This window comes from Streptomyces sp. NBC_00076 (assembly GCF_045041235.1).
In the GTDB taxonomy this organism is placed as follows: Bacteria; Actinomycetota; Actinomycetes; order Streptomycetales; family Streptomycetaceae; genus Streptomyces.
This window is the reverse complement of sequence record NZ_CP108242.1, coordinates 3,448,275-3,470,931: the sequence shown is the minus strand read 5'-3', so window position 1 is coordinate 3,470,931 and position 22,657 is coordinate 3,448,275. Positions and strand designations below refer to the sequence as shown.

Annotated in this window: 22 protein-coding genes; 10 read left to right on the top strand and 12 right to left on the bottom strand. The window is 68.2% G+C overall.

Annotated features, from left to right (window positions below; genetic code table 11):
• Positions 1 to 89: 89 nt before the first annotated feature.
• From OHA64_RS15825 to OHA64_RS15790, 8 genes are all read right to left on the bottom strand, one after another.
• Positions 90 to 836 (bottom strand): DUF1775 domain-containing protein, encoded by a 747-nt coding sequence (locus OHA64_RS15825; RefSeq protein WP_405623992.1) that lies wholly within the window; start codon positions 834 to 836, stop codon positions 90 to 92.
• Positions 791 to 1,582, bottom strand: coding sequence for a hypothetical protein (locus OHA64_RS15820; protein ID WP_405613403.1), 792 nt, complete (start codon positions 1,580 to 1,582; stop codon positions 791 to 793). Before OHA64_RS15820 ends, OHA64_RS15825 begins: the two co-directional genes overlap by 46 nt.
• A 63-nt stretch (positions 1,583 to 1,645) precedes the next feature.
• The gene (locus tag OHA64_RS15815; protein ID WP_405613401.1) at positions 1,646 to 2,101 is read right to left on the bottom strand and encodes a DUF3093 domain-containing protein; all 456 of its coding nucleotides are present in this window, start codon (positions 2,099 to 2,101) and stop codon (positions 1,646 to 1,648) included.
• Between the two features lie 42 nt (positions 2,102 to 2,143).
• Positions 2,144 to 2,710, bottom strand: a complete 567-nt coding sequence (locus tag OHA64_RS15810) for a carbonic anhydrase (RefSeq protein WP_405613399.1) — start codon at positions 2,708 to 2,710, stop codon at positions 2,144 to 2,146.
• Between the two features lie 17 nt (positions 2,711 to 2,727).
• Positions 2,728 to 3,396, bottom strand: a complete 669-nt coding sequence (locus OHA64_RS15805) for a DsbA family protein (RefSeq protein ID WP_405613397.1) — start codon at positions 3,394 to 3,396, stop codon at positions 2,728 to 2,730.
• A complete protein-coding gene (locus tag OHA64_RS15800; RefSeq protein WP_405613395.1) occupies positions 3,393 to 5,432 on the bottom strand; it encodes a cytochrome c oxidase assembly protein in 2,040 nt (679 codons plus the stop codon). The genes OHA64_RS15805 and OHA64_RS15800 overlap by 4 nt, the downstream gene beginning before the upstream one ends.
• Positions 5,422 to 6,015, bottom strand: coding sequence for a copper resistance protein CopC (locus tag OHA64_RS15795; protein WP_405613393.1), 594 nt, complete (start codon positions 6,013 to 6,015; stop codon positions 5,422 to 5,424). Before OHA64_RS15795 ends, OHA64_RS15800 begins: the two co-directional genes overlap by 11 nt.
• Before the next feature lie 85 nt (positions 6,016 to 6,100).
• Positions 6,101 to 6,772, bottom strand: a complete 672-nt coding sequence (locus OHA64_RS15790; protein WP_405613391.1) for a hypothetical protein — start codon at positions 6,770 to 6,772, stop codon at positions 6,101 to 6,103.
• A gap of 308 nt (positions 6,773 to 7,080) precedes the next feature.
• Here OHA64_RS15790 and OHA64_RS15785 point away from each other — a divergent pair, with 308 nt between their 5' ends.
• The 6 genes from OHA64_RS15785 to OHA64_RS15760 all read left to right on the top strand — a co-directional run bounded on the left by OHA64_RS15785 (position 7,081) and on the right by OHA64_RS15760 (position 12,164).
• Positions 7,081 to 8,103, top strand: a complete 1,023-nt coding sequence (locus OHA64_RS15785; RefSeq protein WP_405613389.1) for a cation diffusion facilitator family transporter — start codon at positions 7,081 to 7,083, stop codon at positions 8,101 to 8,103.
• Positions 8,104 to 8,168: 65 nt separating this feature from the next.
• Positions 8,169 to 8,504 carry an ArsR/SmtB family transcription factor gene (locus OHA64_RS15780; protein WP_405613387.1) on the top strand — a complete coding sequence of 112 codons (336 nt, stop codon included), beginning with the start codon at positions 8,169 to 8,171 and terminating at the stop codon, positions 8,502 to 8,504.
• Complete coding sequence (locus OHA64_RS15775) at positions 8,504 to 9,235, top strand: cation transporter (RefSeq protein ID WP_405613385.1); 732 nt, start codon at positions 8,504 to 8,506, stop codon at positions 9,233 to 9,235. Before OHA64_RS15780 ends, OHA64_RS15775 begins: the two co-directional genes overlap by 1 nt.
• The gene (locus OHA64_RS15770; protein WP_405613383.1) at positions 9,232 to 9,864 is read left to right on the top strand and encodes a methyltransferase family protein; all 633 of its coding nucleotides are present in this window, start codon (positions 9,232 to 9,234) and stop codon (positions 9,862 to 9,864) included. Before OHA64_RS15775 ends, OHA64_RS15770 begins: the two co-directional genes overlap by 4 nt.
• Before the next feature lie 228 nt (positions 9,865 to 10,092).
• Entirely contained in the window at positions 10,093 to 10,629 is a 537-nt protein-coding gene (locus OHA64_RS15765) for a hypothetical protein (protein ID WP_405613381.1), read from the top strand.
• Positions 10,626 to 12,164, top strand: coding sequence for a terminase large subunit domain-containing protein (locus OHA64_RS15760; RefSeq protein ID WP_405613379.1), 1,539 nt, complete (start codon positions 10,626 to 10,628; stop codon positions 12,162 to 12,164). The genes OHA64_RS15765 and OHA64_RS15760 overlap by 4 nt, the downstream gene beginning before the upstream one ends.
• Positions 12,165 to 12,257: 93 nt before the next feature.
• Here the strand turns inward: OHA64_RS15760 and OHA64_RS15755 are convergent, their stop codons facing one another.
• Entirely contained in the window at positions 12,258 to 13,109 is an 852-nt protein-coding gene (locus OHA64_RS15755; RefSeq protein ID WP_405613377.1) for a hypothetical protein, read from the bottom strand.
• Positions 13,110 to 13,298: 189 nt separating this feature from the next.
• A complete protein-coding gene (locus tag OHA64_RS15750; RefSeq protein ID WP_405613375.1) occupies positions 13,299 to 13,427 on the bottom strand; it encodes a hypothetical protein in 129 nt (42 codons plus the stop codon).
• Positions 13,428 to 13,566: 139 nt separating this feature from the next.
• Between OHA64_RS15750 and OHA64_RS15745 the strand changes: the two genes are divergently transcribed.
• The 4 genes from OHA64_RS15745 (at position 13,567) to OHA64_RS15730 (ending at position 19,231) form a co-directional block, all read left to right on the top strand.
• Positions 13,567 to 15,411 (top strand): hypothetical protein, encoded by a 1,845-nt coding sequence (locus OHA64_RS15745; protein WP_405613373.1) that lies wholly within the window; start codon positions 13,567 to 13,569, stop codon positions 15,409 to 15,411.
• Between the two features lie 987 nt (positions 15,412 to 16,398).
• A complete protein-coding gene (locus tag OHA64_RS15740) occupies positions 16,399 to 17,256 on the top strand; it encodes a S8 family serine peptidase (protein WP_405613371.1) in 858 nt (285 codons plus the stop codon).
• Between the two features lie 14 nt (positions 17,257 to 17,270).
• The gene (locus tag OHA64_RS15735; RefSeq protein WP_405613369.1) at positions 17,271 to 18,203 is read left to right on the top strand and encodes a hypothetical protein; all 933 of its coding nucleotides are present in this window, start codon (positions 17,271 to 17,273) and stop codon (positions 18,201 to 18,203) included.
• Between the two features lie 578 nt (positions 18,204 to 18,781).
• The gene (locus tag OHA64_RS15730) at positions 18,782 to 19,231 is read left to right on the top strand and encodes a hypothetical protein (RefSeq protein WP_405613367.1); all 450 of its coding nucleotides are present in this window, start codon (positions 18,782 to 18,784) and stop codon (positions 19,229 to 19,231) included.
• A 116-nt stretch (positions 19,232 to 19,347) separates the two neighbouring features.
• Here OHA64_RS15730 and OHA64_RS15725 read toward each other — a convergent pair whose 3' ends face one another.
• Together OHA64_RS15725 and fxlM are read right to left on the bottom strand one after the other, a co-directional pair.
• Positions 19,348 to 20,448: a hypothetical protein gene (locus tag OHA64_RS15725; RefSeq protein ID WP_405613365.1), complete on the bottom strand. Its 1,101-nt coding sequence runs from the start codon at positions 20,446 to 20,448 to the stop codon at positions 19,348 to 19,350.
• A gap of 113 nt (positions 20,449 to 20,561) precedes the next feature.
• A complete protein-coding gene (gene fxlM / locus OHA64_RS15720; protein WP_405613363.1) occupies positions 20,562 to 22,643 on the bottom strand; it encodes a methyltransferase, FxLD system in 2,082 nt (693 codons plus the stop codon).
• Positions 22,644 to 22,657: the final 14 nt, after the last annotated feature.

Here is a 22,657-nt window from a genome sequence, read left to right as displayed (position 1 = left end):
GACGCCGGACGACCCAGGAACGTTCACGGTGGTGCCTGTCGGTGCCTTGGGACGACGGCAGTGCCGCCCCAAGGCACCCACGGCGAACGTCAGCTCTCGCTGGAGGAGGCAGCTCGGCGCTTGACCAGCCACCAGGCCCCGCCGCCGAGCACGAGCAGGGCTACGACCATCACTGCGACCAGGGCGCCGGAGGACCTGCCGTCGTCCTCGTCGGCCGCCGTGTCACTGGCAGCAGGCGAGGCGTCCGACTCGCTTGCGGCGGTGGAAGGCGTGGAGGCGGCCGCACTGGGCGTCGCGCTCACCGTCGCAGTCGGGCTGGGGCTGACCGGCTTGGCGCCCGGGGCCGCGGCCTTCAGCTTCAGCACGGGAGCGGGCTGCTCGGGCTCCTTGCCGCCGGTGGGCAGCTCGATCCAGCGGGAGACCTCCCCGTCGCTGTAGGTCTCGACGGTCTTGAACGCGAGTTCCTTCGCGTCCGGCAGCTGCCGGACCTTGATCTTGTGCTCGCCGTCGACGCCTGCCTTCAGCGCCGGGCCGGCGACGGTGTAGCCGTCCTTGGTGGCCGTCAGCTTCCAGCCCTTGGGGCCCTCGTCAAGGGTGACGTCGGCGGGGGCGATGCCCTCGGGCAGGACGACGCGCAGCTCGGTGAAGCCCGCAGAGTCGGACTCGGCCTCGGAGACGAAGCTCAGGGTGACGTTCTCCGCCAGGGCCTGAGGCTTGTCGGCCTCGACCTCCGCGTGTGCGGCGGCCGGTGCGGCCAGGGCGAGCGTGGCCGTCAGCGCGACGGCACCGGCTAGGACGAAACGACGGCCGGCACACGCCAGCGGACGGGAGGAAATGGACACAGGGAAGCTCCTTGCAGACACGGGAGAATCCGGCCCCGCAGACACCAGGACCGGTGAAGGACTGGAGGGTGCTCCCGTCGCGGTGGGCCCCTGCGCACCACCACGTGCTCCAGTACTTCCTCCCAGGCCTGCGCCGCCACCGCGAAGAACGCACCCGTCCGCAGCCTGGGCAGCAGGGGCATCACCCGGTCCGGATCGGCGATCGCTCGCGGCAGCACCTGGGCCAGGGCCGCCGCAGCCGCTCTGGCCAGCGTGCGCAGCGTGCCGAGCGCCGCCGTCATCCGCACGTCCGCCCGGTGCAGCAGCCAGGCCACCACCACAGCGGCGGCCGTGTGAACCGTCGTCATCGCCGCTCCGGCGTGATGCCAGGAGTGTCCGTCACCAGTGGCAGCGGAGAGATGACCGGCGTGCATCGTGTGCTGAGGCATCACCATCGAGGTGTCGCCGTCCGCGTAGGACAGCGCGAGATGCAGCACCCCCTGCATCGCCAGCGTGGAAACGACCGTCGCGATAGGTGCGTAGCGGCGCCGCGCGAGCGGCCAGACCACCGAGAACTGCGCCACGATCAAAACAGCCACCAACCGCCAGGACACCGTGCCTTCGGCGACCGCGTGGTGCCCGAAGGTCGCGAGTACGGTGCCGAGCACGGCGAACACACCGGCTCGCGCGCACGCTCCCGCGTGGCTGGCCCGGCCTGCTCCGGCACGTTCCTTGTGCCCGGTCACGTGATCAGGTGGCACGGTCGCCCATCATCCCCTACCGGCCGGGGACCGTACGCATGCTGTCGCACCCTGTTCGAGTTCTTACGATCGCGTGGCGAGCGCCTCGGCCAGCAACTCGGGTGTGCGGGTGGCGAGGTAGAGATAGGGGGTGGGGTCGTCGGGGTCGAGGACCTCGACGCGCACGGCGCCGGGGAGGAAACTGCGCAGCACCATGAAGGCCCGCAGATCGGCCTTGTGCGTCCGCCAGGCGCGCGCTTCGTCCCCGTGGAGGGCCTCCGGCTGTCCAAGCGCCGTCAGTGGGATGCGGGCGTCGGCCACGAACAGCGTGTCGGCGGTGACCCGGATCCGTGTCGATCCCTGCCCGCTGACGTACATCCCGGCCAGACAGGTGCCGATGCTCAGCGCGATGAGCGCGGCAATGCCCCCGTAGGGAAGGAAGACCAGGGCGAGGGAGATACCGAAGAGCGCGGCGATGAGCCACCAGGTTTTTGGGGCGGTCAGGCGTTCGTCGTAGACGAGCCGGCTGGTGGAGGTCACGGGCGTTCACCTTGTCGTAGACGTCGGGTCGGGTGGGGCTGTTCACAGGGGCAGGAAGGCGCTGGCGCGCGGGTGGTACTGGAGGGTTGCGCCGGTGTCGATCTCGTGGAACCAGGCGTGCAGGTGCAGTGACCGGTCGGCCAGCCGGGCTGTGACGCTCGGATAGCTGCTGAGGGCGTCGAGTTGAGCGAGCACGTGCCAGTGCCCGGCGGCGGTGAGGTCTCCGGCCAGCGGGGCCGGATCGTCGTCGGACTCCGTGATGCCGGAGGCCGTCAGGCTGTCGTGCATGGCCGCGGTGACGACGTCGCAGTGCGAGTGGCCGCAGACGATGATGTCCGAAACCTTCAGCTCGTTGACCGCGTACTCGACCGTCCTGGACTCGCCGGTCGGCGCCTGCGCGTCGTAGGGCGGTATCACCCCTCCGTACGTGCGCAGTTCGAAGAGGTCTCCGGGCCGGGCGGCGGTGAGCAGGGCGGGCACGATGCGGGCGTCGGAGCAGGAGATGAACATCGCCCGTGGCCGGTGGTGCTGGGTGAGGCCGGCCAGGTGCAGCGTGTGGGCTGCCGCACGGGCGCGGAAGACACGCACCTGGTCGATCAGGTACTGCATGGTGCCTCCGCACTCGGTCAGTCGGACAGCCGGGCATCGATGAGCGCCTTGAACGCCTCGTACGATGCGGGGTTGGTGATCCGTTCTCCGTCGAGGAAGAACGTCGGGGTGCCCTGGACGCCCAGGCCGAGGCCGTCGCGCTTGTCGTCCTGGACGCGTCCGGCCACTTCCGGGTCGGCGAGGTCGGCGTCGAACCTGTCCATGTCCAGGCCGAGTTTCTTCGCGTAGCCGCGGAAGACGGACTCCTTCCACTCCTGCGACTCGCCCCACTCCTTCTGGGTGGTGAAGAGCTTGGTGTACATCTCCTCGAACTTGCCCTGGCGGGCGGCGGCTTCGGCGGTGCGGGCGGCGAGTTCGCCGTTGCGGTGGCCGGGCATGGGGAAGTAGCGGGCGACGAAGGTGACGCGGTCGCCGTACTCCTTGCGCAGTTGCTCCACGGCCGGGTAGTAGGCTCCGCACGACTCGCACTCGAAATCCAGGAACTCGACGAACGTCAGCTCGCTCTTCTTCGGCTCGGTGAGGCGGTGGCTGGTATCGCGGACGGGCAGCGCCTCGGCGGCCGGCTGCACATCAAGGCCGCCGCTGTTCCGGTTGTCCGGGGCGAGTAGGAGGTAGGAGCCGATGGCGAGGGCGAAGCCGGCCATGAGGACGGCGGCTGCGATCAGGTTCTTCTTCAGCTTGCTCATGGTTCCTCGGTGGGGGTAGGCGGGGCGGGTCGCCGGTCGCGGGCGTGCAGACCCGCCAGGTAGGCGTTGTAGGCGGCGAGCGGGTCGTTGTCGTCGCCGCGGTCGATCTGCCGGTCGACGCGGCGGGCCTCGCGCTGGTCGGAGCGGACCCACTGGATGGCGAGGATGATCGTGGTGATCAGGACGGGGATGTCGCCGGTGGCCCAGGCGATGGCGCCGGCGTCGTACTGGTCGTCCATCGGGTACTCGACCCAGGGCCGCTCCAGCGCCGACCACCAGCCTTCGCCGATCAGCGCGGTCGAGCTCATCAGCGAGATGCTGAACCAGGAGTGGAACGGCATGGTCAGGATGAGGACGAACAGCCTGCCCAGATGGGGCGGTCGGCGCGGTCCGGGGTCGATGCCGATGACGACCCAGAAGAACAGCAGCCCGACGGCCAGGAAGTGCACCAGCATGACCATGTGGCCCAGGTGGCTGCGCATCAGGGTCTCGAAGAGCGAGCTGTAGTAGACGACGAAGGCGCTGCCGATGAACAGCACGCTCGCCACCACCGGATTCGAGATGACCTTCACATACCGGCTGTGCAGCAGCTTCGTCAGCATTTCGCGCGGCCCGTCCGGCTCCCCCTTCGGGGCGGCGGGCAGGGCCCGCAGGGCGAGGGTGGCCGGCCCGCCCAGGACGAGCAGAATCGGCACCGTCATCGCGAGGATCATGTGCTGGCCCATGTGCACGCTGAACAGCACCTTGCCGTACGTGTTGAGTCCGCTCATCGTGGCGAGCACGGTCACCGCCAGGCCCAGCAGCCACGAAATCGTCCGCCCGACAGGCCACTTGTCGCCCCGGGCGCGCAACTTCCGTACGCCCGCCAGATACAGCAGCGCGGCAGCCGTCGTACCGAAGGCGAACAGCGGGTCGAAGTGCCACTGGGTGAACAGCGGCGTCCACGGGAAGTCGCCGAGCGGCGGCGGCATGGCGAAGCCGAGCAGCTCCTCGGTGGGTGAGAGCGCGGCGTCACCGGCGCCGGGGGCGGGAGTGCGCGACAATCCGACGGCGAGACCGATGGCTGCGGCCATGAGCAGGAGTTCACCGGCGGCGAGCCGTACGAACCCGTGCCACCGACCGTCCTTGAGGGCCGGCAGCGTGCGGCGGCGGTGCCACCAGCCGATGCCGCCCAGTGCGGCGAGCGCCGCCGCCTTGGCGAGCACCATCAGTCCGTACCGGCTGGTGAACACCTCGCCCAGGGAGGGGAATCGGACCGTGGCGTTCACGACGCCGCTGGCCGCGACCGCGAGCAGGGCCCACGCGGCGAGCGGGCTGAAGCGTCGGACGGCGTCCGCCGCGTTCTCCTCCCGGCGTGCGGCGACGATCAGGACGAAGACGAGCCCGCCGACCCACACCGCGACACCGACCAGGTGCAGGGCGAGGCTGGTGACGGCGGCGTCGTGGTTGCCCGCCGCCGAGGAGTGCCCGGTGAAGGCGGGCGGGAGCATCCCGGCGACCGCGACGACGAGTGCCGGGCGGGCCCAGCGGGCCGTGCCGATGCCCACGCAGAGCGTTGCGATCAGACCGGCGGCTCCCGCCATCAGCGCGTATGAGCGTCCCTGGGCGTCGGTGGCGACGAAGTCCGCCACCACTGCGGGAGACACGATCTCGCCGACCGGCTGGGCGAACAGGTCCGAGAGGGTGAACACCAGCGCGGCGACCGACGCTGCGGTCCACAACGCGGCAGCGGAGGCAGCCCAGTTGAGGTAGCGCAGCTGGGTCTGACTGAGCTTCTTGCCGCCCGGCAACAGGACGACGACCAGCAGCAGCGCGCCGATGGTCGCGACGGCGGCCGCGTCGGCGACGGTACGGGCAACCGGCAGGCCCCATGCGGTCGTCGCACCCGCATCCGGAATCCCGGGGATCTCGAGCGCGGCTCCGCCACCGGCCCACACCGCGACCGCCGTGACAGCGACGGCCAGACCGACCGATCCGGCCAGCACGAGCGACAGCTGCGGCAGCCGCCCGCCCCTGGAGGTGGTCTCAGTTGCCATGACCGGCTCGCCTCCGTCGTACGGCGTACGCACCCGCGGCTGCCACGGCCAGTGCGCCGGCACCCGCGAGGACAGGGACGGTCGCGCCGGAGGACTCCCCGTCGGTCTTGTCCGGCGCGGACTCCTGGGCGGCGCGGGGAGCAGACGCACCGGTCGACTCCTCGGCTCGCGGCGATGGACTCGGGTTGTTGGTCGCGGCGACGGTGAAGGTGTAGGAGCCCGAGACGGGGTGACCGTCGGCGGAGACGACCCGGTAGCCCACCGTGTACTGACCGGCGCGGGAGGTGGGTGCGAGGGCGAGAGTGACCGTCTTGCCGGAGACCTGCGGCAGGCCGGAGGCGGCCGACGTGCCGTCCGGTGAGGTGACCGCGACCTTGGCGTACTTCTGAGTCATTGCGTCGCTGAAGGTCAGCGTGACGCGCGGGGGCAGTCCGGAGAGTTGGGCCTTCGCGCCCGGACTGCTGATGTCGAGCTCGGTGTGGGCCGCGGCCTGCGGCGCGGCGACGGCCAAGGCCGCCAGAACGGCCGGTACAACAAGGGCGCGTGCCGCCGTGCGGACGGCACGCCGGTCAGTGACGTACATGAGGCGGAGCTCTCTGTGACCCCCGGCAGCCAGGCCACCGGGGTGGGAGGGACCGGCCCGCCGGGCGGCCCTCGCGTCTGGCCCGTCAGGGCAGGCGGAGCGCGCCGATCGGCGTCGGCCGGAGAAGGGCGAACGGACCGTGCCCGAGGCACGGCGGCGCCCGGCCCTCGTGCAGCCGCACGAGCAGGGCCGACATCGGCGGCGACGTGGTCTCGGGGTAGGCAGCCTGCGGGCCGGTGCCGTCACGGCCGCCGAGCAGTGGCCAGAGGAACAGCAGCAGACGCCGTACGACCAACACGAGGGACTTGCTCTGCCACAGCAGCCGCTCCGAAACGCCCAGCAGGCGGGCGATGAGCAGCAGGGTGATCAGATGGCCGGCGAGCAGCACACCGGGCGGCGGCCCGGCGGCCGCGTCATGCTCGATCAGCCGGCCCAGACCGCCGACGGAGCTGTCCTGCCCGGTCACCGCGGCGCAGGCTCCGGGCAGTGAGTAGGCGACGTGGTAGGCGAGCTGCGCGAGGGCGAGCACGCCCAGCAACTGGGTGTCCGTCAGCCGATGCCGCGTCAGCACGACCGCGCCCGGCAGCGCGACAGCCGCCGTCGCGGCCACGATGATCCACCGGGGCGCGTGGCACTGCGAGAGCACGTGCCCGGCCAGCGGCAACAGCACGCACAGCACCGCGAGCACCCCAGCCCGAAGCCCACGCAGCGCGCCGGACGCCGGCGAGCCGGGTCCTGGCAAGCGGTGCGTACGCATCAGATCGTGGCCTTCAGGGAGTTCGTCGCGGGGAGCGGAGGGGGCTGCGGGGGACGGGTGATGGATGGGGGACGGAACTGCGTGGTTCGTACGTCCTGGAAGGGTACCGACCACCCCGACCGCTGGTTCACGACGGGTGGAGCTCCCGGCGCCGCCGCTCGGGCGCTTCCATCCGTCGACAAGTTGCCGCAGGTCAGAGGCTTGTTAACCGACATGACAACGGTCACCGATGCAGCCTTTGGCGATTGGCCGATGCGTGCGTTTCACTGCGGGCAAGGCATCCGCTGCGAAGGGGGAAGGCGTACACCATGGGCGATCACACTCACGGGCACGGTCCAGGACACGAGGACGGAGGAGGAGGGCACGCCGGGCACTCCCACGGTGTCTCGGCGGACGCCGACCGGCGCTGGCTGGGCATCGCGCTCGGTCTGATCACCGTGTTCATGGCGGGCGAGGTCGTCATCGGCGTCATGGCCCAGTCTCTCGCCCTGATCTCGGACGCGGCGCACATGCTGACCGACGCCGTGTCGATCGTGTTCGCGCTGATCGCCATGCGGCTGGCCGCCCGCCCGGCCCGCGGCGTTTTCACCTACGGGCTCAAGCGCGCCGAGATCCTCTCCGCCCAGGCCAACGGGCTGACCTTGCTGCTGCTCGGCGCATGGCTCGCGTACGAGGCCGTGCACCGACTGATCGATCCGCCCGAGGTGGAGGGCGGGCTGGTGTTCGGCACAGCCCTCGCCGGGATCGTGGTGAACATCGCGGCCGCCTGGTGCATCTCCAAGGCCAACCGCTCCTCGCTCAACGTCGAGGGCGCCTACCAGCACATCCTCAACGACCTGTTCGCCTTCATCGGCACCGCGGTGGCCGGTTTGATCGTGCTGCTCACCGGATTCGCCCGCGCAGACGGCATCGCCACGCTCGTGGTCGTCGCCCTGATGTTCAAGGCCGGGTACGGACTGCTGCGCGAGTCCGGCCGGATCTTCCTTGAGGCCGCCCCCGCAAATGTCGACCCGGACGCGCTGGGCGACAAGCTCGTCGCCCAGCCAGCCGTCGTCGAGGTGCACGACCTGCATGTCTGGGAGATCACCTCCGGCCAGTCCGCCCTCTCCGCGCACATCCTGGTCGAACCCGGCGGCGACTGCCACGCCGTCCGCCGCGACCTGGAGGAACTCCTCCAGCACGACTACGGCATCACCCACACCACGCTCCAGGTCGACCACACCCCGGAACAGGTCCTGCAGGTCGCCATGGTCGGCGAAGGAGCAGGTGACACCTCGCACTGCGAGGACCCGCACGGCCCCATCCACCGGGACGAGCCGCACAAGCACTGACCCTCGCGCAGACATTCGGCGGTACATGGTTTCCTGAATTCAGGTTTCCGTGTACCGTTGAAGTCGTGCTGACCATCGCCTCCGACATCGACGCCCTGGCACGCTTCGGCCGCGCCCTCGCCGACCCGATCCGCTGCCGCATCCTGCTCGCCCTGCGCAAGGCACCCGCGCACCCCGCCGACCTGGCCGACCAGCTGGAGATCTCCCGGACCCGGCTCTCGAACCACCTCGCCTGCCTTCGCGACTGCGGCATCGTCGTCGCCGTCCCCGAAGGCCGTCGCGTGCGCTACGAACTCGCCGACGCCCGCCTCGGCCACGCCCTGGACGACCTACTCGGCGCGGTCCTCGCCGTCGAAGCCGACCGCACCTGCGTAGACGCTGAAGAGAAGGACTGCTGCTGATGACGGCGCTCTCCCTTGGCCCCACCCCGACTCGCCGCACCCAACTGACCCGGCGTATACGTCTGCTGGTCGCCGCCACCATCACGTACAACGTCATCGAGGCGATCGTCGCGATCACCGCCGGCACCCTCGCCTCCTCCACCGCACTGATCGGCTTCGGCCTGGACTCGGTCGTCGAGGTCTCATCGGCAGCAGCCGTCGCCTGGCAGTTCTCCGCCGCCGACCACACCGTCCGCGAGGCCCGCGAGAAGACCACGCTGCGCATCATCGCGCTGTCCTTCTTCGCCCTCGCCGCCTACGTCACCGTCGACTCCATTCGTGCTCTGACCGGCACGGGCGAAGCGGAGCACTCCACGCCGGGCATCGTCCTGGCCGCCCTCTCCTTGGCGATCATGCCGTTCCTGTCTGCCGCTCAGCGCCGCGCCGGCCGCGAACTCGGCTCCGCATCCGCGGTCGCCGACTCCAAGCAGACCCTCCTGTGCACGTACCTGTCGGCCGTCCTACTGGTCGGCCTGCTCGCCAACTCCCTGCTCGGCTGGAGCTGGGCCGACCCCATAGCTGCCCTGGTGATCGCCGCCGTCGCGGTCAAGGAAGGCCGCGAGGCATGGCGCGGCGACAACTGCTGCGCCGCCCCCATCGCGGGAATCGCCGACGCGTCGACGGAGGACAGCTGCGGCTGCTCTCCGGGCTGCGCCTGCTGCACCCCCACTAACGAGGGGGACGCCCGATGACCGCCTGGGCTTGGGCTGCACTGGCGCTGTATCTCTTCTGGCTGCTGACCGCTTTCGGTGTACGTGCGGTGATCCAACGTCGCCGCACCGGGGACTCGGGCTTCCGCGGCTTGTCCGGCACTCCCGGCTCGGTCTCCTGGTGGGCCGGCGTGCTGTTCATCGCCGCCCTGCTCGGCGCCGCTGCCGCGCCCGTCGCTGCCTTGGCAGGTCTGCCCGCACTCATCGGCCACATCCCGGCCGTCCACGGGGTCGGTACGGCCGTCGCAGCGATCGGGATCGCCGGTACCTTGATCGCCCAACGCGCTATGGGAGCGTCCTGGCGCGTGGGCGTAGACCAAGGAGAGCGCACCGCGCTCGTCAACGACGGTCCCTTCGCCCGCGTCCGCAACCCCATCTTCGCTGCCATGGCTGTCACCGGCGTCGGACTCACCCTGGCAGTGCCGAACGTCCTCGCCCTGGCCGCTCTCGCCGCCTTGGCCGTCGCCGTTGAACTGCAGGTGCGTGTGGTCGAGGAGCCGTATCTCAGGGCGATGCACGGCCCTGCGTACGCCGCCTACGAGGCCACGCCAGGCCGCTTCGTACCCGGCATCGGGCGGGAGCGAACCAGCAAGAAGGACGCTGGCCTCTGACGCAGCAGCAGCGAAATCGGCAGACGCTGTCGCAGCTTCTCAGACAAAACAGCCGTGTGTTGCAACCTGGTCGATTGCCATGGCTCGTGCCGTGATGATCGCTGTGGGGCGCGGGAAGCCGTCGATTTGCACAACGTTCGCAGCCTGCCTTCGGTGCGGCGAGGACCTGCCGAGTGCGATCATGGTGACGGGCGCGGGGGCGCACCCGAGCTGTGAAGGACTCCCGCCGTGGGACGCCCCGACAAAGCCGCGCGTGCGGCCATCGCGCGCCGCCGCTCGGACGCCATTGACCTGCGCCTCGCCGGCGTGGACTGGCTGACCATCGCCCGCAAGCTCGCCGCCGATCCGACCGTCAACTCTGACGGGATCGCCTACCCGCAGGGCTACGGAGTCGAGCGGTACCGCAAGAACCAGGACCCGCCCACCAACGAGGCCCTGATCCATGCCGCTTGCCGGGACGTCCGCACAGCACTCGCCAACCGCCGCGCCGAACTCAACGACGACGTAGACGAATTGCGCGCACTGGAAGCTGACCGACTCGACCGGCTGTTCTTCGTCGCCTACAAGAAAGCCGTCCGCGACCAAGACCTCGCCGCCATCGACCGCACCCTGCGGATCATGGAGCGCCGCGCAAGGCTGCTCGGCCTCGACATGCCCGTCCGTGCGGAACTGTCCGGCCCCGACGGCGGACCGGTCCAGGTCGAGACCGTGACCGTCGACGAACTCGACGCCCTGATCGCGCTCACCGAACCGGACGGCGAATGACCCCGCGCGACCACGAAAGCGTCATCACCCACTACAGGACCCTTCCACCAGCGCAGCGCCGCACCATCGCGCGGGCCGCATCTCCCACGCTGCGCGCCGAGTTGGTGCGCGTCGAACGCCAACTCGCCATGGACCGCTCCCCAGGTGCACTCGCCGCCGTCCTCACCGGTGGGCGCGAGATGCAGGCGCCGCACCTGGATCTCATCGACCAGGCGTTCATCGACATGGCCGCAGGCCGATGTGACCGCGTCATGCTGACCATGCCCCCGCGGCACGGCAAGAGCCGACGGGCCTCTCGCTGGGCGCCCCTCTGGTATCTGCGGCGCAATCCCGGCCACCGCATGATGATCGCCAGCTACTCCGCCGACCTGGCCGACGACCACGGCCGGTGGATCAGGGACGCCATCAACACCTGGGGCGACGACCTCGGCATCCAGCTCAAGACAGGCAGCCAGGCCGCCAACCGCTTCGACATCGTCGGCGGCGAAGGCGGCCTCCTCGCGGCCGGTATCGGCGGCGGCCTCACCGGACGCGGCGCACACATCGCCATCGTCGACGACCCGGTCAAGGACATGGCCGACGCCGACAGCCCCACCATGCGCAAGCGCGCCTGGGACTGGTGGACCTCCGTACTACAGACCCGACTCGAACCAGTCGGCGCCATCTGCCTCATCCAGACCCGGTGGCACGAAGATGACCTCGCCGGACGCATCCTCGCCACCGAGCACGACGCCTGGCGGGTCATCGACCTCCCCGCCATCGCCGACAGCCTCGACGACCCGCTCGGCCGCGCTCCTGGCGAGGCGCTGTGGCCCGAACGCTTCGACGTCACCCACCACGCCAAGACCCGCAGGCGAGTCGGCGAACGCGTCTGGGCCGCCCTCTACTTGCAGAAGCCCCGTCCGCCGGAGGGAGGCGTCTGGAGGCGGGAGTGGATCGAGACCGCCCGTATCAACGCTGTCCAGTTCTCCGGCCTCGACATGGCCCGCATCGTCGTCGCCGTCGACCCCGCCGGCGGAGAGTCCACGGTCGGCGACGAGACGGGCGTCATCGGCGTCGGCCGCGACTTCGACCGGCAGTTGTACGTCCTGGCCGACCGATCTGGATCAATGGGCGCCAACGACTGGGGCTTGGCAGCATGCCGTCTCGCACTCGAACTCAAGGCCGACGCGATCGTGGTCGAGAAGAACTACGGCGGCGACATGGCGCGGCAGATCGTCACCCAGGCGTGGGAGCAGCTGCGCCGCGAAGGCGTCACCAAGGGGCTCCTCATGCCCATGATCCTGGAAGTCACCGCCAAGGTCGGCAAACGCCTCCGCGCCGCTCCCGTGGCCCAGCTCTACGAACAGCAGCTCGTGCACCACGTCGGCGAATACCCCGAGCTGGAAGGCCAGATGGTCACCTGGGTCGAGGGAATGGACAGCCCCGACCGCATGGACGCTGCCGTGCACGGGCTGACCGAACTAGCCGACCCCGACCAGCTCGACACCCTCCCCACAGACACCGATGACGACCGCTTCGACGGCCGCCGCTGAACTGGCGAGGGCAGACGCATGACCGAAAACGGCCCCAAGAGGAAACTGCCCAGGAGGATATGGCCCCGGATGTATCGATGGGGACTTGCCGATCTACGGGCCATTCCTCTCCACACGCAGCGGTTCACCAGCGAGCAGGCGGTCAGAGATGTCCTGTGCCTCCGGGAACGCCGACGACGTCAGCCGAAGCCCGGCGTGAGCCACCGCCGTCGCGACACGCTCTGCCAGTTCCTTGTGTTGTCCGTCCGGAAGGCGGCCCAGTTCGAAGGAGAGCCAGATCCGCATGTCCTGTCCCTGCGACACACGAACCGGGTCCTCGGGGGGGGGAGTGCAGGGAATCGTCGCGTCGGTCAGCGCCTGGACGACTTGGTCCCGTAGTTCGGCCGTGCTCCGCTGGTCGACCGCGCGTGTCGCGGCGTAGATCGCATCGCACAGCGCATTGGCAGCGGGGACTGCCGCGCTGACGGAGAGGGTGAACGGTCCCATGGTGACGGTGTCTGTGGTCGGGTCGTAGCCGAAGCTCCAGAAGTCGCGGGCTACGTCGCGTGGGTCAGTGGTCTTGCGGGCGTCTGCCTGCGGCCCGCCGCCGTTGCCGCGGGCCCAGTCCTCGAAGTGAGTGAGGCCGTCGCGGACGTGCTTGATGTTTGGCAGGGCGTCAAGGAAGACCTGCTCGGCGTTGTCGAGTGCGGTGATCACCGCAGGATCCATGCCGAGGTCTGTGAGGGCGATCCGTTCGAGCTTGACCGCGGCGAGGAGCTGGCGCAGGGCGACGACCAGTGTTCGTGCGTCGATCTGCCGGGAGCTGAACCAGCCGACTTGGACGTCGTCACCGTGCATGCGTGCCACGGTCAAGGCGACCGTGGCACGCAGCCAGCTCGATTCCGAGAGCGCGATCGAGTACGGATTGTCCGCTGGGGACCAATCATCCGGCAGGTTGCTGTTCATGACGGAATCTTCGACCCCGGAGCCTTCGGCTGCTCGGAATTTCCGGATCCCGCGGCGCTGTTAACTGTGGAAGCCTGACGTAGAAGACGTCTCGCAAGTGTTGAGGCTCGGCGGGGGCGACCGCCTGGAGGGGCGCTGTGGGCTTGCGCGAGCCGCTCACCGGCATTGTGAGGCAACGCGTCTGTAGTGCTAGTCGAGCATCAGATGCGCGGGGAAGTAGCAGTCGCCCGTGTCGTTCGCGTGCCGCTTCTTGCGGGATAGAAGGTCGTCGAGCCGGACCCGGTCATCGACAACGCAGAACAGGTCAGTGCCCTCCATGGTGAGAAAGGCGGTGCCCTCGTGGAAGGCAGCCTTGGCGCCTGCGCTGAAGCCGTTGACGCTGATGTTCAGCTCGGAGGATTGCTTTCACGCCGTAGGCTGATCTTGCGGCGCGGGGCCGACTGCCTGGAGGGGCACTGTGGGCCTGCGCGAGCTGATCACCGATATCTGGAGCTGGCTGGACTACAAGCCAGCCATGGCCGACCCGCGCCGACCGGGCCGTAACACCTGGGCGGAATTCACCCGATCCTGGGTGCCAGACGAAGACCTGCGACGCCTGGCTGCCTACCGGCTCCTGGCCGCGTACGACTCCAACCAGGCCGGCCAGGTTGCCGCCGTGACTGGCGATGACGAGGCGGGCATCGAACGAAGGGAACTCGGCGACGCCTCCAAGCTGGTCGACACCGCGCTCGGCTACCTTCTTGGTTCCCAGCAGGTAATCAGCGTTGCGGGCGCGGAGCACACGGACGACGAGCCGACCACCGAGGCAGCCGCTGCGCTGGCCGTCCAGGACAAGCTGAGAGCCTGGGCGGAGAAGGAAATGCTGCCGCTGCGCCTTCAGCAGGCCGAGCGAACGGCGATCCTGCTGGGCGATGCCGTCTACACCCTGGCGTGGGATCCCGCGAAGGGCCGAGTCCTATTGCGTACTTGGGACCCGGGCCTGTACTTCCCCGAGTGGCCGGAGGACGGGGAGCAGGACGGTGCCGAGTTCCCGCTGCGCGTTCACCTGGCCTGGGAGCTGCCTGAGGACAAACGGCGCGGGCTGAAGGCGAGGCTTCGGCGGGTCACCTACGAACTCGGTGCGATTGGACCGGCCAGTCGGCGCGGCGCGGTGAAGGACGGCAGCTTGGCACGCGAGTACCTGTACACCGATGGCGGCGACCCGATCCTGATCACGGGCGATGCGCTCAACGCCGACACGGGGCGCATCACCCGCACTTACCCGTGGGCGCCCAACCGGTCCTCCCCGTGGACGTGCTATCTCACCGACGCGGAATGGGAGCTTGACGACCTCAAGTATGCCGACATGCTGTACGACCTGCCGATGCACAAGGCCCGGTACCGCGTCCGCTCGGACGGCGAAGTCCTCGACAGGCTCGACCTGATGGTGGACTTCATACCCGTTGTTCACATCACGAACAGCATCCCCGCCAGCGGAGAGCACTGGGGCAAGCCCACCGTGGCCACCGTCCTTCAGGCCCTCGACGAACTGTCCGCCACGGACACCGACAGCTCCGGCGCTTCGGCTACCACCGGCTCGCCGATCATCGGTCTGGCCGGCGCCCGACTGCCCATTGACCGCGCCACCGGCCAGCCGCTCCCGATCAAGGTGCGGGCCGGGACCGTGTGGCAGCTCAACGACAACGGACGCATGGATGTCCTCAACACCGCGGCGCAGCTCGCCGAACTGCGCTCCCGCGTCGATCACATCTTGGACCGTATCGCCGCGAACAGCCGCCTCACCGCCGCTGGCCTCGGCACCCTCGACCCGACTGCCCTGCCGTCCGGCTACGCATTGCAGCTCGCGCTCGGCCCATTGGACTCACTGGTCGCCTCCATGCGCCTTGCTCGTAACCACAAGTACGCCCTCTTGCTCCGCATGGTGCAGCGCCTTCACCAAGCTGGTCAGGCAGAGGACTGGCCCCCGGGGGAGTCGCTGCCCGCACGCCTCATGTGGGGTCCCCACACACCGACCGACCGCGCCGCTGTTCTCGACGAAGTAGTCAAGGGCGTCGGGGCCGGTGTGCTGTCTGTCGAGACCGGCGTCCGGATGCTCGTCGACGCTGGCTACCCGATTGGCGATGCGCAGGAAGAGATCGAGCGCATCCAGGCACGAGCTTTCGATGCTGCTGCTCGCCTCGCCGACGCTACGGGCGACAACGCGGCAGTGCGGGCTTTCCTCGGCATGCCTGCCGCCAGAACGGAGATTCCGGCTGTTGAGGTCGAGGAGAGTGGCTACGTGACTGGCACGGCGGCGCAGTGAGGCCCACGCGGGGTGGCAGCGACTTAGCATGCACACAACTGAGACTCTCAGGACCTTTCGGCGGCGTACACGCCACCACCTCGATCCGTGCGATCTCGGAGAGCCGTCTCTTTAATGACGGAGCGGTTGATATTTCTGGCGCCGCCTATTAGAGATCTGCAGTGTGCTCAGTAGCCGACTGAACATGGGGCCAACGATTCGACATGCCGAAGCAACTTGCTGAATGTAGACTCTACATACTGGCTGATCTTAACTGGAAGCTTATCTCAAGCTTGCTCGAGAGGCAGTCCGGAGCTGAACGTTGACGTGCGCCTCTCCGCGCGCCCAGAGCCCGCACCGCTGGCAATGGTGAGGCTGGCTGCGGACTTTGGCTGCGTCGCGCCTCCAACGAGTTGCAGCTTTCATCCACTGGATTTTCCAGGCAGCCAGGACGCCAAGAAGGGAAGCATGATCATGACTATGCCTGGCTTCACCGCTGAAGCGTCCGCCTACAGGACCTCTGGCCGATACTCTATGGCGCGGCAAGACCACACCACCGACACGAAGATCGTTCCGATGGGCAAGCTGACGTGCGAGCAGGGGTCTGAAGCCATCTGCGAGGAATACTGCATGCAAGAAGCCGGAGGCATGTCCAGTAACCCTGACGGCACGACCTCTTGCAGCTTCTGAAAGAAGTGCCTAAGGCACCTGGATCAATCTCCCTCAGTGCAACCGGCCTGCTCTGCGAGGGCACTGGCGCAGTATCTTCACCTCAACTCGGGCTCGCGAAGCCGTGCGCAAAACCCTGGTCCAGAAGCCGACTTCACACCGCCTCCAGCCGGTCACCACATCGGTCCGTGCTCGGAAACGGCAGGGGGACTGAGTACTGGCCAGATGGTGGGAGGGCTCCGTCGGCATGAGGCAATCAGTGAATCATTCCTGGTCCAAGAGCCTCTGCGCGCTGTTCTCGCCGGGCCTTAACCCGGCGGCTCCACGAGGGGAGTCGGGATGCGGATGTCGGGTGCACTCTCACCACTGGACGTCCTTGGTCTGCCAGAGCTCATGAAGCGGACTGCGGGGCATCCGAACGTCACAGTCGGAGTACTCGATGGCCCCGTTGCCATAGGCCACCCTGAGTTGGCAGAAGCGCGGATGCGCATCTTGGGAAACGGCGATGCACGGTGTACCGACGCTGAGAGCCACGCGTGCCGACACGGGACTTTCATCGCTGGGGTGCTCTTCGCCCGGCGAGACGGGGCGGCACCCGGGATCTGCGCAGAGTGCAGCTCGCTTGTCGTTCCGATCTTCGGCGAGCATGCTGCGGCGACGCCGACGCGGCTAGCGGCGGCAATCTCAGCGGTGGTCCGTGCAGGGGCGCGTTTGATTAACCTCAGCGCCGGGCCCCAATCGCTGTCGTCCAACACCGATCACGAACTGGAGCCGGCGCTTGACTTCGCGGCCCAGCACGGTGTGGTCGTGGTGGCAGCCGCCGGCAACCAGGGAATGCTTGGGAGTTCAGCAATTACTCGCCACCCGGCGGTAATCCCCGTTGTCGCCACTGATGTATCCGGGCGGCCGCTCACTTGGACAAACCTGGGGGCTTCAGCTGCCCAACGAGGCATAGCTGCTCCGGGAGACGGGATCACCAGCTTGTCTCCCGATGGTGGGGCAGTGACCTGGAGCGGAACCAGTGTCGCCACTGCGATGGTGTCCGGTGCACTCGCACTGCTCTGGAGTGAGTTCCCGTCCGTGGACGCGGCCCATCTGAGGCAGGCGGTGACTAGGCCCGCCCATCCCGGCACGCTCGTACCTCGACTGCTAGCCGTCCAAACGGCGTACGCCTCTCTGGCCCGCCATGCACGCTGATGAGGAGTCGGGAAATGACCCATGAAACAACCCGCCCGGAATCCCACATCTCGGCGCAGAGCCCGCAGGAAGAACAGGCGGACACGGAAGCCCCGCGGCTTGAATCCTCCGTTACGCCGCAGCAGGCTCCCCGCTCCGCCGATGTCGACAGCGCACCCGCCGAGTCGTCGGTCGGACCCTCCTTCGTCTACGCCATAGGCCGGATCGAGCCGCAGTTTCCGAGTTTGTCCACCGAGAAGGAGTTCGCGCAGGTCGCCGGGGTATCCAATACGGGCGGACTCACCGAGCCTGAGGTCCTGCGACGGGTATTGGGCGACCCCGCGAACCGCTACCTCGCGCGGCAGATGGCGTGGGTGCTCGTGATCGAGTCAATGGAGACGTATCTTCTTGTCCCTCGCGACCTGGCTGACATCGAGCGGCTTATCGAGTCGGTACGTCCGGCACCAAAGCGTGACGACGTCGACGTAGTCGTGGGTGTGCGCGGCCCGCTGGCGCCACCGGAACTGGCGCGGGGGCTGGTTATCCCGATCGTTTACTTCGACCAGATCTACTCCTTCGACACGGACTCGCTCATGAGAAGCGTCCCGAGAGACCCTGACAACCTGCCAGACAAGTTCGACGATGCTGCCCGGGACCTGTTTGAGCGCATGGTTCTGGTCGGCGACAATGCGGGCGGTACCGACGCACACCGTGCCCTGAACTATCTGGTCCTGCGCTACCCGTTGATCTACGCCAAGAGCGCCGAGCAGATCTCGCTGAATTCCCATCTCGTCTCGGTGGATGTGCATTCTTCGTCCCTGGGAAACGGAGTGCGCAGGGTTGTTGATGTCGTCTTCAACTTCAACAACCGTGCGACCGACGTCACCGAATCCTTCTTCGTGCGCGTGGACGTGACGGAGGAGTTCCCCTTCCTGGTAACGAAGCTCTCGTCGTACATCCGGCGGTGATCGAGATGAGCGATGACAAGCCGTTCCGGGTGCGACTGCCCGGCTTCATCAGCGACCAGGAGGTTGGCTTGGGCGATGCCATCAAGCGGTCAACCAGCCTCGTCGGCCTCAAGCCCTGTGCTCCTTGTCTACGGCGTGCCGCCGCGCTAAACCGTCTGGCTGTCTTCACTCCCACTCGAAGGCGTGCATCATCATGACCACCATGCCCGGATACACCGCCGATGCTGCCGTCTACCGTTCCCGCTGGCGATACACCGTGGCCCCGAGGGGCGGAGCCTCCGCCGTGTCCAGGATCGTTCCCATGTACAAGTCCGCGGCCGGACTGTTGGAGGCTGGCTGCATCCCTGGCTGTGTCTGCGTCACCGCTGAGGGCTGTCCCTGCTGCGACTCCATCGTCGAGACCACCGAGGCGTACGCGCAGACGATGGCGGGATGCGGAGCAACCCGGACGGATCCACCTCCTGCGTGGCTTGAGCCCCGTACGCAGCAGAGAAAGAGGTGAGGAAACGGACCAGTCCAGCTGATCGTTACACTGATCACTGGCGCGGGGGCGCTGGAGACCTGTGGATGGTTCACACATGACGCGCCCCGCCCCCGACGACGACTCCAACCAGCCTGGTGAGGCCAACGGCACCCCAAACGGCGGTGTCACGCAGGACGACCTGTCGCGGCTGCTGGCTCGCGAGAAGACCCAGGGCGGCCGAGCTGCCGTGAAGAAGCTGCTCGGCGACCTCGGCTTCGACGACTCCGAGGCGCTGGCCGAGTTCATCACCACGAAGCGCGACGCTGACCAGGCCGCGCTGACCGAGGTCGAACGCCGTGAGCAGGCCGCCGAGGAGAAACTGAGGGCGGGTCGAACCCCACCACCAGCAGATCGTCCAGCACCGGACACTCCTCTCAGCTCACCGAATCGTGTATGCAGAGCATTGCAACGGCCACTGAGAGTCCCCTCCCCTCCGAATCGCACAGCCGAACCGGGTTCGAGCAGAACCCCGAGAGCGGTAGGACGTCCGGAACTGCCGCAGTAGATGGCGGATTTACTGCGGCGGCGGCTTCCGGCCTCCCGGGTGAGGTGCACGCATTTACTGCGGCAGCGAGCCCGGAAGGCTACTCACGGGTTACTTGTCACCTGTTTCGCCGCTCGTTAACGGCACCCCAATGAGTTGCTGAGCACCATCTCACTGGCATCCAGAGCGGTTGCGAGGTCTCGGTGTAGCCCTTCTGGGAGCATCCCCGAGTCGAGCGCGCAGCTCCGAAGCAGGTCCTCGCAGTCCTGCGATTGGGTGTCCTTCGCGAGCGCGTCGAACAGAGGGTGGGCCAGGATCTCGCGGGCCGCGTATCCGTTGCGCGCTTCCGTTGTTCGCCGACACAGATCGTCGATGAGACGGCGAGCCCCAGGATGCTCAGCTGATCCGACGGCGTCCAGGACGGTGAGCCCGAGACGGACGTCGAAGACGGTCATACCCGCCTTCGCCTCGTGGTTCAGGTAGGTGTTCATCAAGGACGTCAAGGCGTCCTCGGCTGGTTTGCCCGCGTCGCGGAGACACAGCGCCATCAGGCACTCGGTGACGGCCTGTTCCCACGGCTCTCCCCCTGCGGTAACTGCGAGCAGTTCCTCAGCAAGGCTGGTCTGGCCAGAGGTGAGAGCCGTGATGACGGCGACTTGGCGCCCGTCCAGCATCCTCGTGCCCACGCCTCGGTGTTGTTCGATGTGGGCCAACGCCTCGGACCATCGCCCTGTCGTGGTGAGGCTGCGCGTGCCGTCAGCCAGGACGACACGCCACAGCCATGCCCGTATCTCACGCCGGTCGTCCTCGGTGCAAGTGAGGTCGACAGGCACGGTGATGCCCTCGAAGGAGACCGCAGCGGCGGCGCCGACCGCCTCATACAGGTCCAGCAGCCGCTGACGGCCCTCGTCGGGCCAGCCGGCGCGAATCTGCAAGCGGGCGAGGTTGACCAGGGGCTCCAGCGCGCGGATGGCACCCATGGCCGGGAGCGGGCAGGAACTCAGGTAGGCCGCAGCGTGCCGGTGGCACATCGCTCGGGCGAGATCCGGAAGGCCGAGGTCGGAGGCGATGAGCGCCGTCTGGTTGAAAACGGTGGAGGCCAGTCCCTGGTCGCTCCGCTCCACGGCTCTTGCGGCCAGCTCGGTCACGGACCGTACCCGATTGGGCAGCGGAAGGCAGGCGGGCCGGAATCGCGCAATCAGCGGAAAGCGTCCTGCTATTGGGCCGTTCGGATCCATGGTCCCCTCGGGCAACGTTGACACGATGAGTGAACGGGCCGGGGCGGCGCGCGTCGACATAGCCGACGGACACCGCCCCTCTCTGCATGGGCAGTTGTCTGTACGGGCCGTTGTCAGCGCCAGTCGACGACGATGCTGTTGAGCGGTGTGTCGAGAGCGAAGAGGCCGGGGCGCTGCTCGATCACGGGAACGTCGAGGGGGTGAATCTCGAACGTGGCCTCGCGATCGCGGTACTCGCGGTCCCAGGTGCGGATCGCTCCAGCGACCTCCGCGGCCAGCTCGTCACTGCCGGGACCGTGGCCGATGACTCCGAACTCCCAGAGTTTGCCGCCCTCGGGGGTCTTCCGGTCCGACAGGCGGCGGGCGAGGTAGGTGAGAGCGCCCTTGTCGACGGTCGCGGTGGACGAGGGGTAGGGGTCCTCGGTGAGGACGGTCCCCTTGGCTTCCTTCGGGAACAGCATCCGGATCAGGCCGCTGGGCAGGGAGCAGGAGACGAACAGCTCCATCCACTCCGGTGACTCCATGGCCTGGACCGTCATCCCGGTCCATTCCTCGACGCGCGGCAGCTCCAGCACTCCGGCCAGAGCGTCGGCGTCAATGCTCTGGCCGGCGGGGGCTTGGAGCCGTACGGTGCCGTCCGTGCTGAGCGGGATGACGCGGCGGTCGTCGTCGGCGATGCCGCGCCGCAGCGGCATGAAGGTGTTCATCGTGCTGCTGACGCTGGTCCAGCGGCCGTCGCGCTGCTCGTAGGCGATGGAGCGGGACACGCTGCCCTTGAGTCGCTGGGGAACGACGAGCCTCCCGCCGGGCGCGAGTTGCTGCATCCAGGCGTGCGGGGCGCCGTGCGCGCCGACCGTGGCGATGATCCGATCGTACGGTGCTCCTTCGGCATGGCCGAGGGCTCCGTCTCGTGTCAGCGCCTCCACGTTGGTGAATCCGGCTGCGGCCAAGTGCTCGCGGGCACCTTCCACCAGGTCGTCATCGACGTCGATGGTCGTGACGTGGCCGCTCGCGCCGACGAGGTGGGCGAGCAGGGCGGCGTTGTAGCCGGTGCCAGCGCCGAGTTCGAGGATGCGTTCTCCGGGCTGGGCGTCCAGTTGGTCCAGCATTAGTGCGACGACTCCGGGCTGTGAGGCACAGGAGATCGACGTGCCGTCGCTGTCGTACTTGATGTTGACCGGCACGTTGGCGTAGGCGTCTTCGAGCGCGGCGTCGGGCACGAACAGGTGGCGCGGGACGGTGCGCAGGGCAGTCTCGACCGCGGGCGTGCGGGCGTACCCGGACTCGCGGATCTCGTCGACCAGGGCGTTGCGGAGCTGCGTTGCGTCGGCCTCGGACGTGGTCATCGTGTCGGTATTCACCGGCCTGACGCTAGTGGTTTCGGGGGTGCCCTCTTTGGACGACGCGGTGTTGTCACTCGATCCCATGACTGCCTTTCGTGCGATGTTGAACAGGGCGCTTTGGTCGTGCGAGGGGAGACCTGCGCGGTTGGCGTGGAAGATCACGTGGTGGGCGATGACCGCTCGCAGGCCGCGTGTGAGCTCGCCGCCGGCGGCGAGCTGAGCGAGCTTCGTTCCGGTCCTCCCGAAGGCGGCAACCCACTCCGTCTGTCCGTCGAGCGGGCCGGTCGGACGGCACAGGCTGCGCGTGTCGACGGTCATCAGCTTCTGTATCGCCGGGCCCAAGGCGGCGGCCCGCTCCCCGGCAAGGGGGTCGGTCGCCGGTCGGAACGCGGCGGCCTTCACCCACACGTCGCCCTGCTCGAACCAGTCCAGGTTGGCGGCCCGCATCAGGGCGCTGAGCAGAAGGACGGCCGTCTCCCTGCGTCCCAGCCGCCCGGGTCCGGGCTGGTAGGTGAGCAGATGACGACTGTCCATGTGGAACAAGTCGTGAGCGGTGTCCATGGCCTTCGTCCCGCCGAAGGCAGTGGTCTCCGGCTCGTAGATGCCAGGGGTCCACGACTGGGCCGTGCCGTCCCGGACGAGGTCGCTCAGCAGCGCCTCGATCGACGGGGACGGCCTGGCTGCGCGGTATCGCAGCGGCCAGGGCTGCTTGTTCATGAACCACCAGTCGACGAGCTGCCCGTCTTCCTCGGCCGCGAGCAGTGCGGGGCCGAGGCGTTCGGTTATGGCTCGCTTGGCGGTCGTGCGGTCGGTGAAGGTGACTTGGTGCTGATGCCAGCGGTCCGGGGGCATGACGGGGTCCTTCG

Coding starts and splice junctions, on each gene's coding strand:
- OHA64_RS15740 (WP_405613371.1), top strand. CDS start 16,399: ATGCGGATGTCGGGTGCACTCTCACCACTGGACGTCCTTGGTCTGCCA.
- OHA64_RS15760 (WP_405613379.1), top strand. CDS start 10,626: ATGACCCCGCGCGACCACGAAAGCGTCATCACCCACTACAGGACCCTT.
- OHA64_RS15805 (WP_405613397.1), bottom strand. CDS start 3,396: ATGAGCAAGCTGAAGAAGAACCTGATCGCAGCCGCCGTCCTCATGGCC.
- OHA64_RS15790 (WP_405613391.1), bottom strand. CDS start 6,772: ATGCGTACGCACCGCTTGCCAGGACCCGGCTCGCCGGCGTCCGGCGCG.
- OHA64_RS15810 (WP_405613399.1), bottom strand. CDS start 2,710: ATGCAGTACCTGATCGACCAGGTGCGTGTCTTCCGCGCCCGTGCGGCA.
- OHA64_RS15725 (WP_405613365.1), bottom strand. CDS start 20,448: ATGGATCCGAACGGCCCAATAGCAGGACGCTTTCCGCTGATTGCGCGA.
- OHA64_RS15785 (WP_405613389.1), top strand. CDS start 7,081: ATGGGCGATCACACTCACGGGCACGGTCCAGGACACGAGGACGGAGGA.
- OHA64_RS15750 (WP_405613375.1), bottom strand. CDS start 13,427: ATGGAGGGCACTGACCTGTTCTGCGTTGTCGATGACCGGGTCCGGCTC.
- OHA64_RS15755 (WP_405613377.1), bottom strand. CDS start 13,109: ATGAACAGCAACCTGCCGGATGATTGGTCCCCAGCGGACAATCCGTAC.
- fxlM (WP_405613363.1), bottom strand. CDS start 22,643: ATGCCCCCGGACCGCTGGCATCAGCACCAAGTCACCTTCACCGACCGC.
- OHA64_RS15770 (WP_405613383.1), top strand. CDS start 9,232: ATGACCGCCTGGGCTTGGGCTGCACTGGCGCTGTATCTCTTCTGGCTG.
- OHA64_RS15735 (WP_405613369.1), top strand. CDS start 17,271: ATGACCCATGAAACAACCCGCCCGGAATCCCACATCTCGGCGCAGAGC.
- OHA64_RS15800 (WP_405613395.1), bottom strand. CDS start 5,432: ATGGCAACTGAGACCACCTCCAGGGGCGGGCGGCTGCCGCAGCTGTCG.
- OHA64_RS15775 (WP_405613385.1), top strand. CDS start 8,504: ATGACGGCGCTCTCCCTTGGCCCCACCCCGACTCGCCGCACCCAACTG.
- OHA64_RS15730 (WP_405613367.1), top strand. CDS start 18,782: ATGACGCGCCCCGCCCCCGACGACGACTCCAACCAGCCTGGTGAGGCC.
- OHA64_RS15795 (WP_405613393.1), bottom strand. CDS start 6,015: ATGTACGTCACTGACCGGCGTGCCGTCCGCACGGCGGCACGCGCCCTT.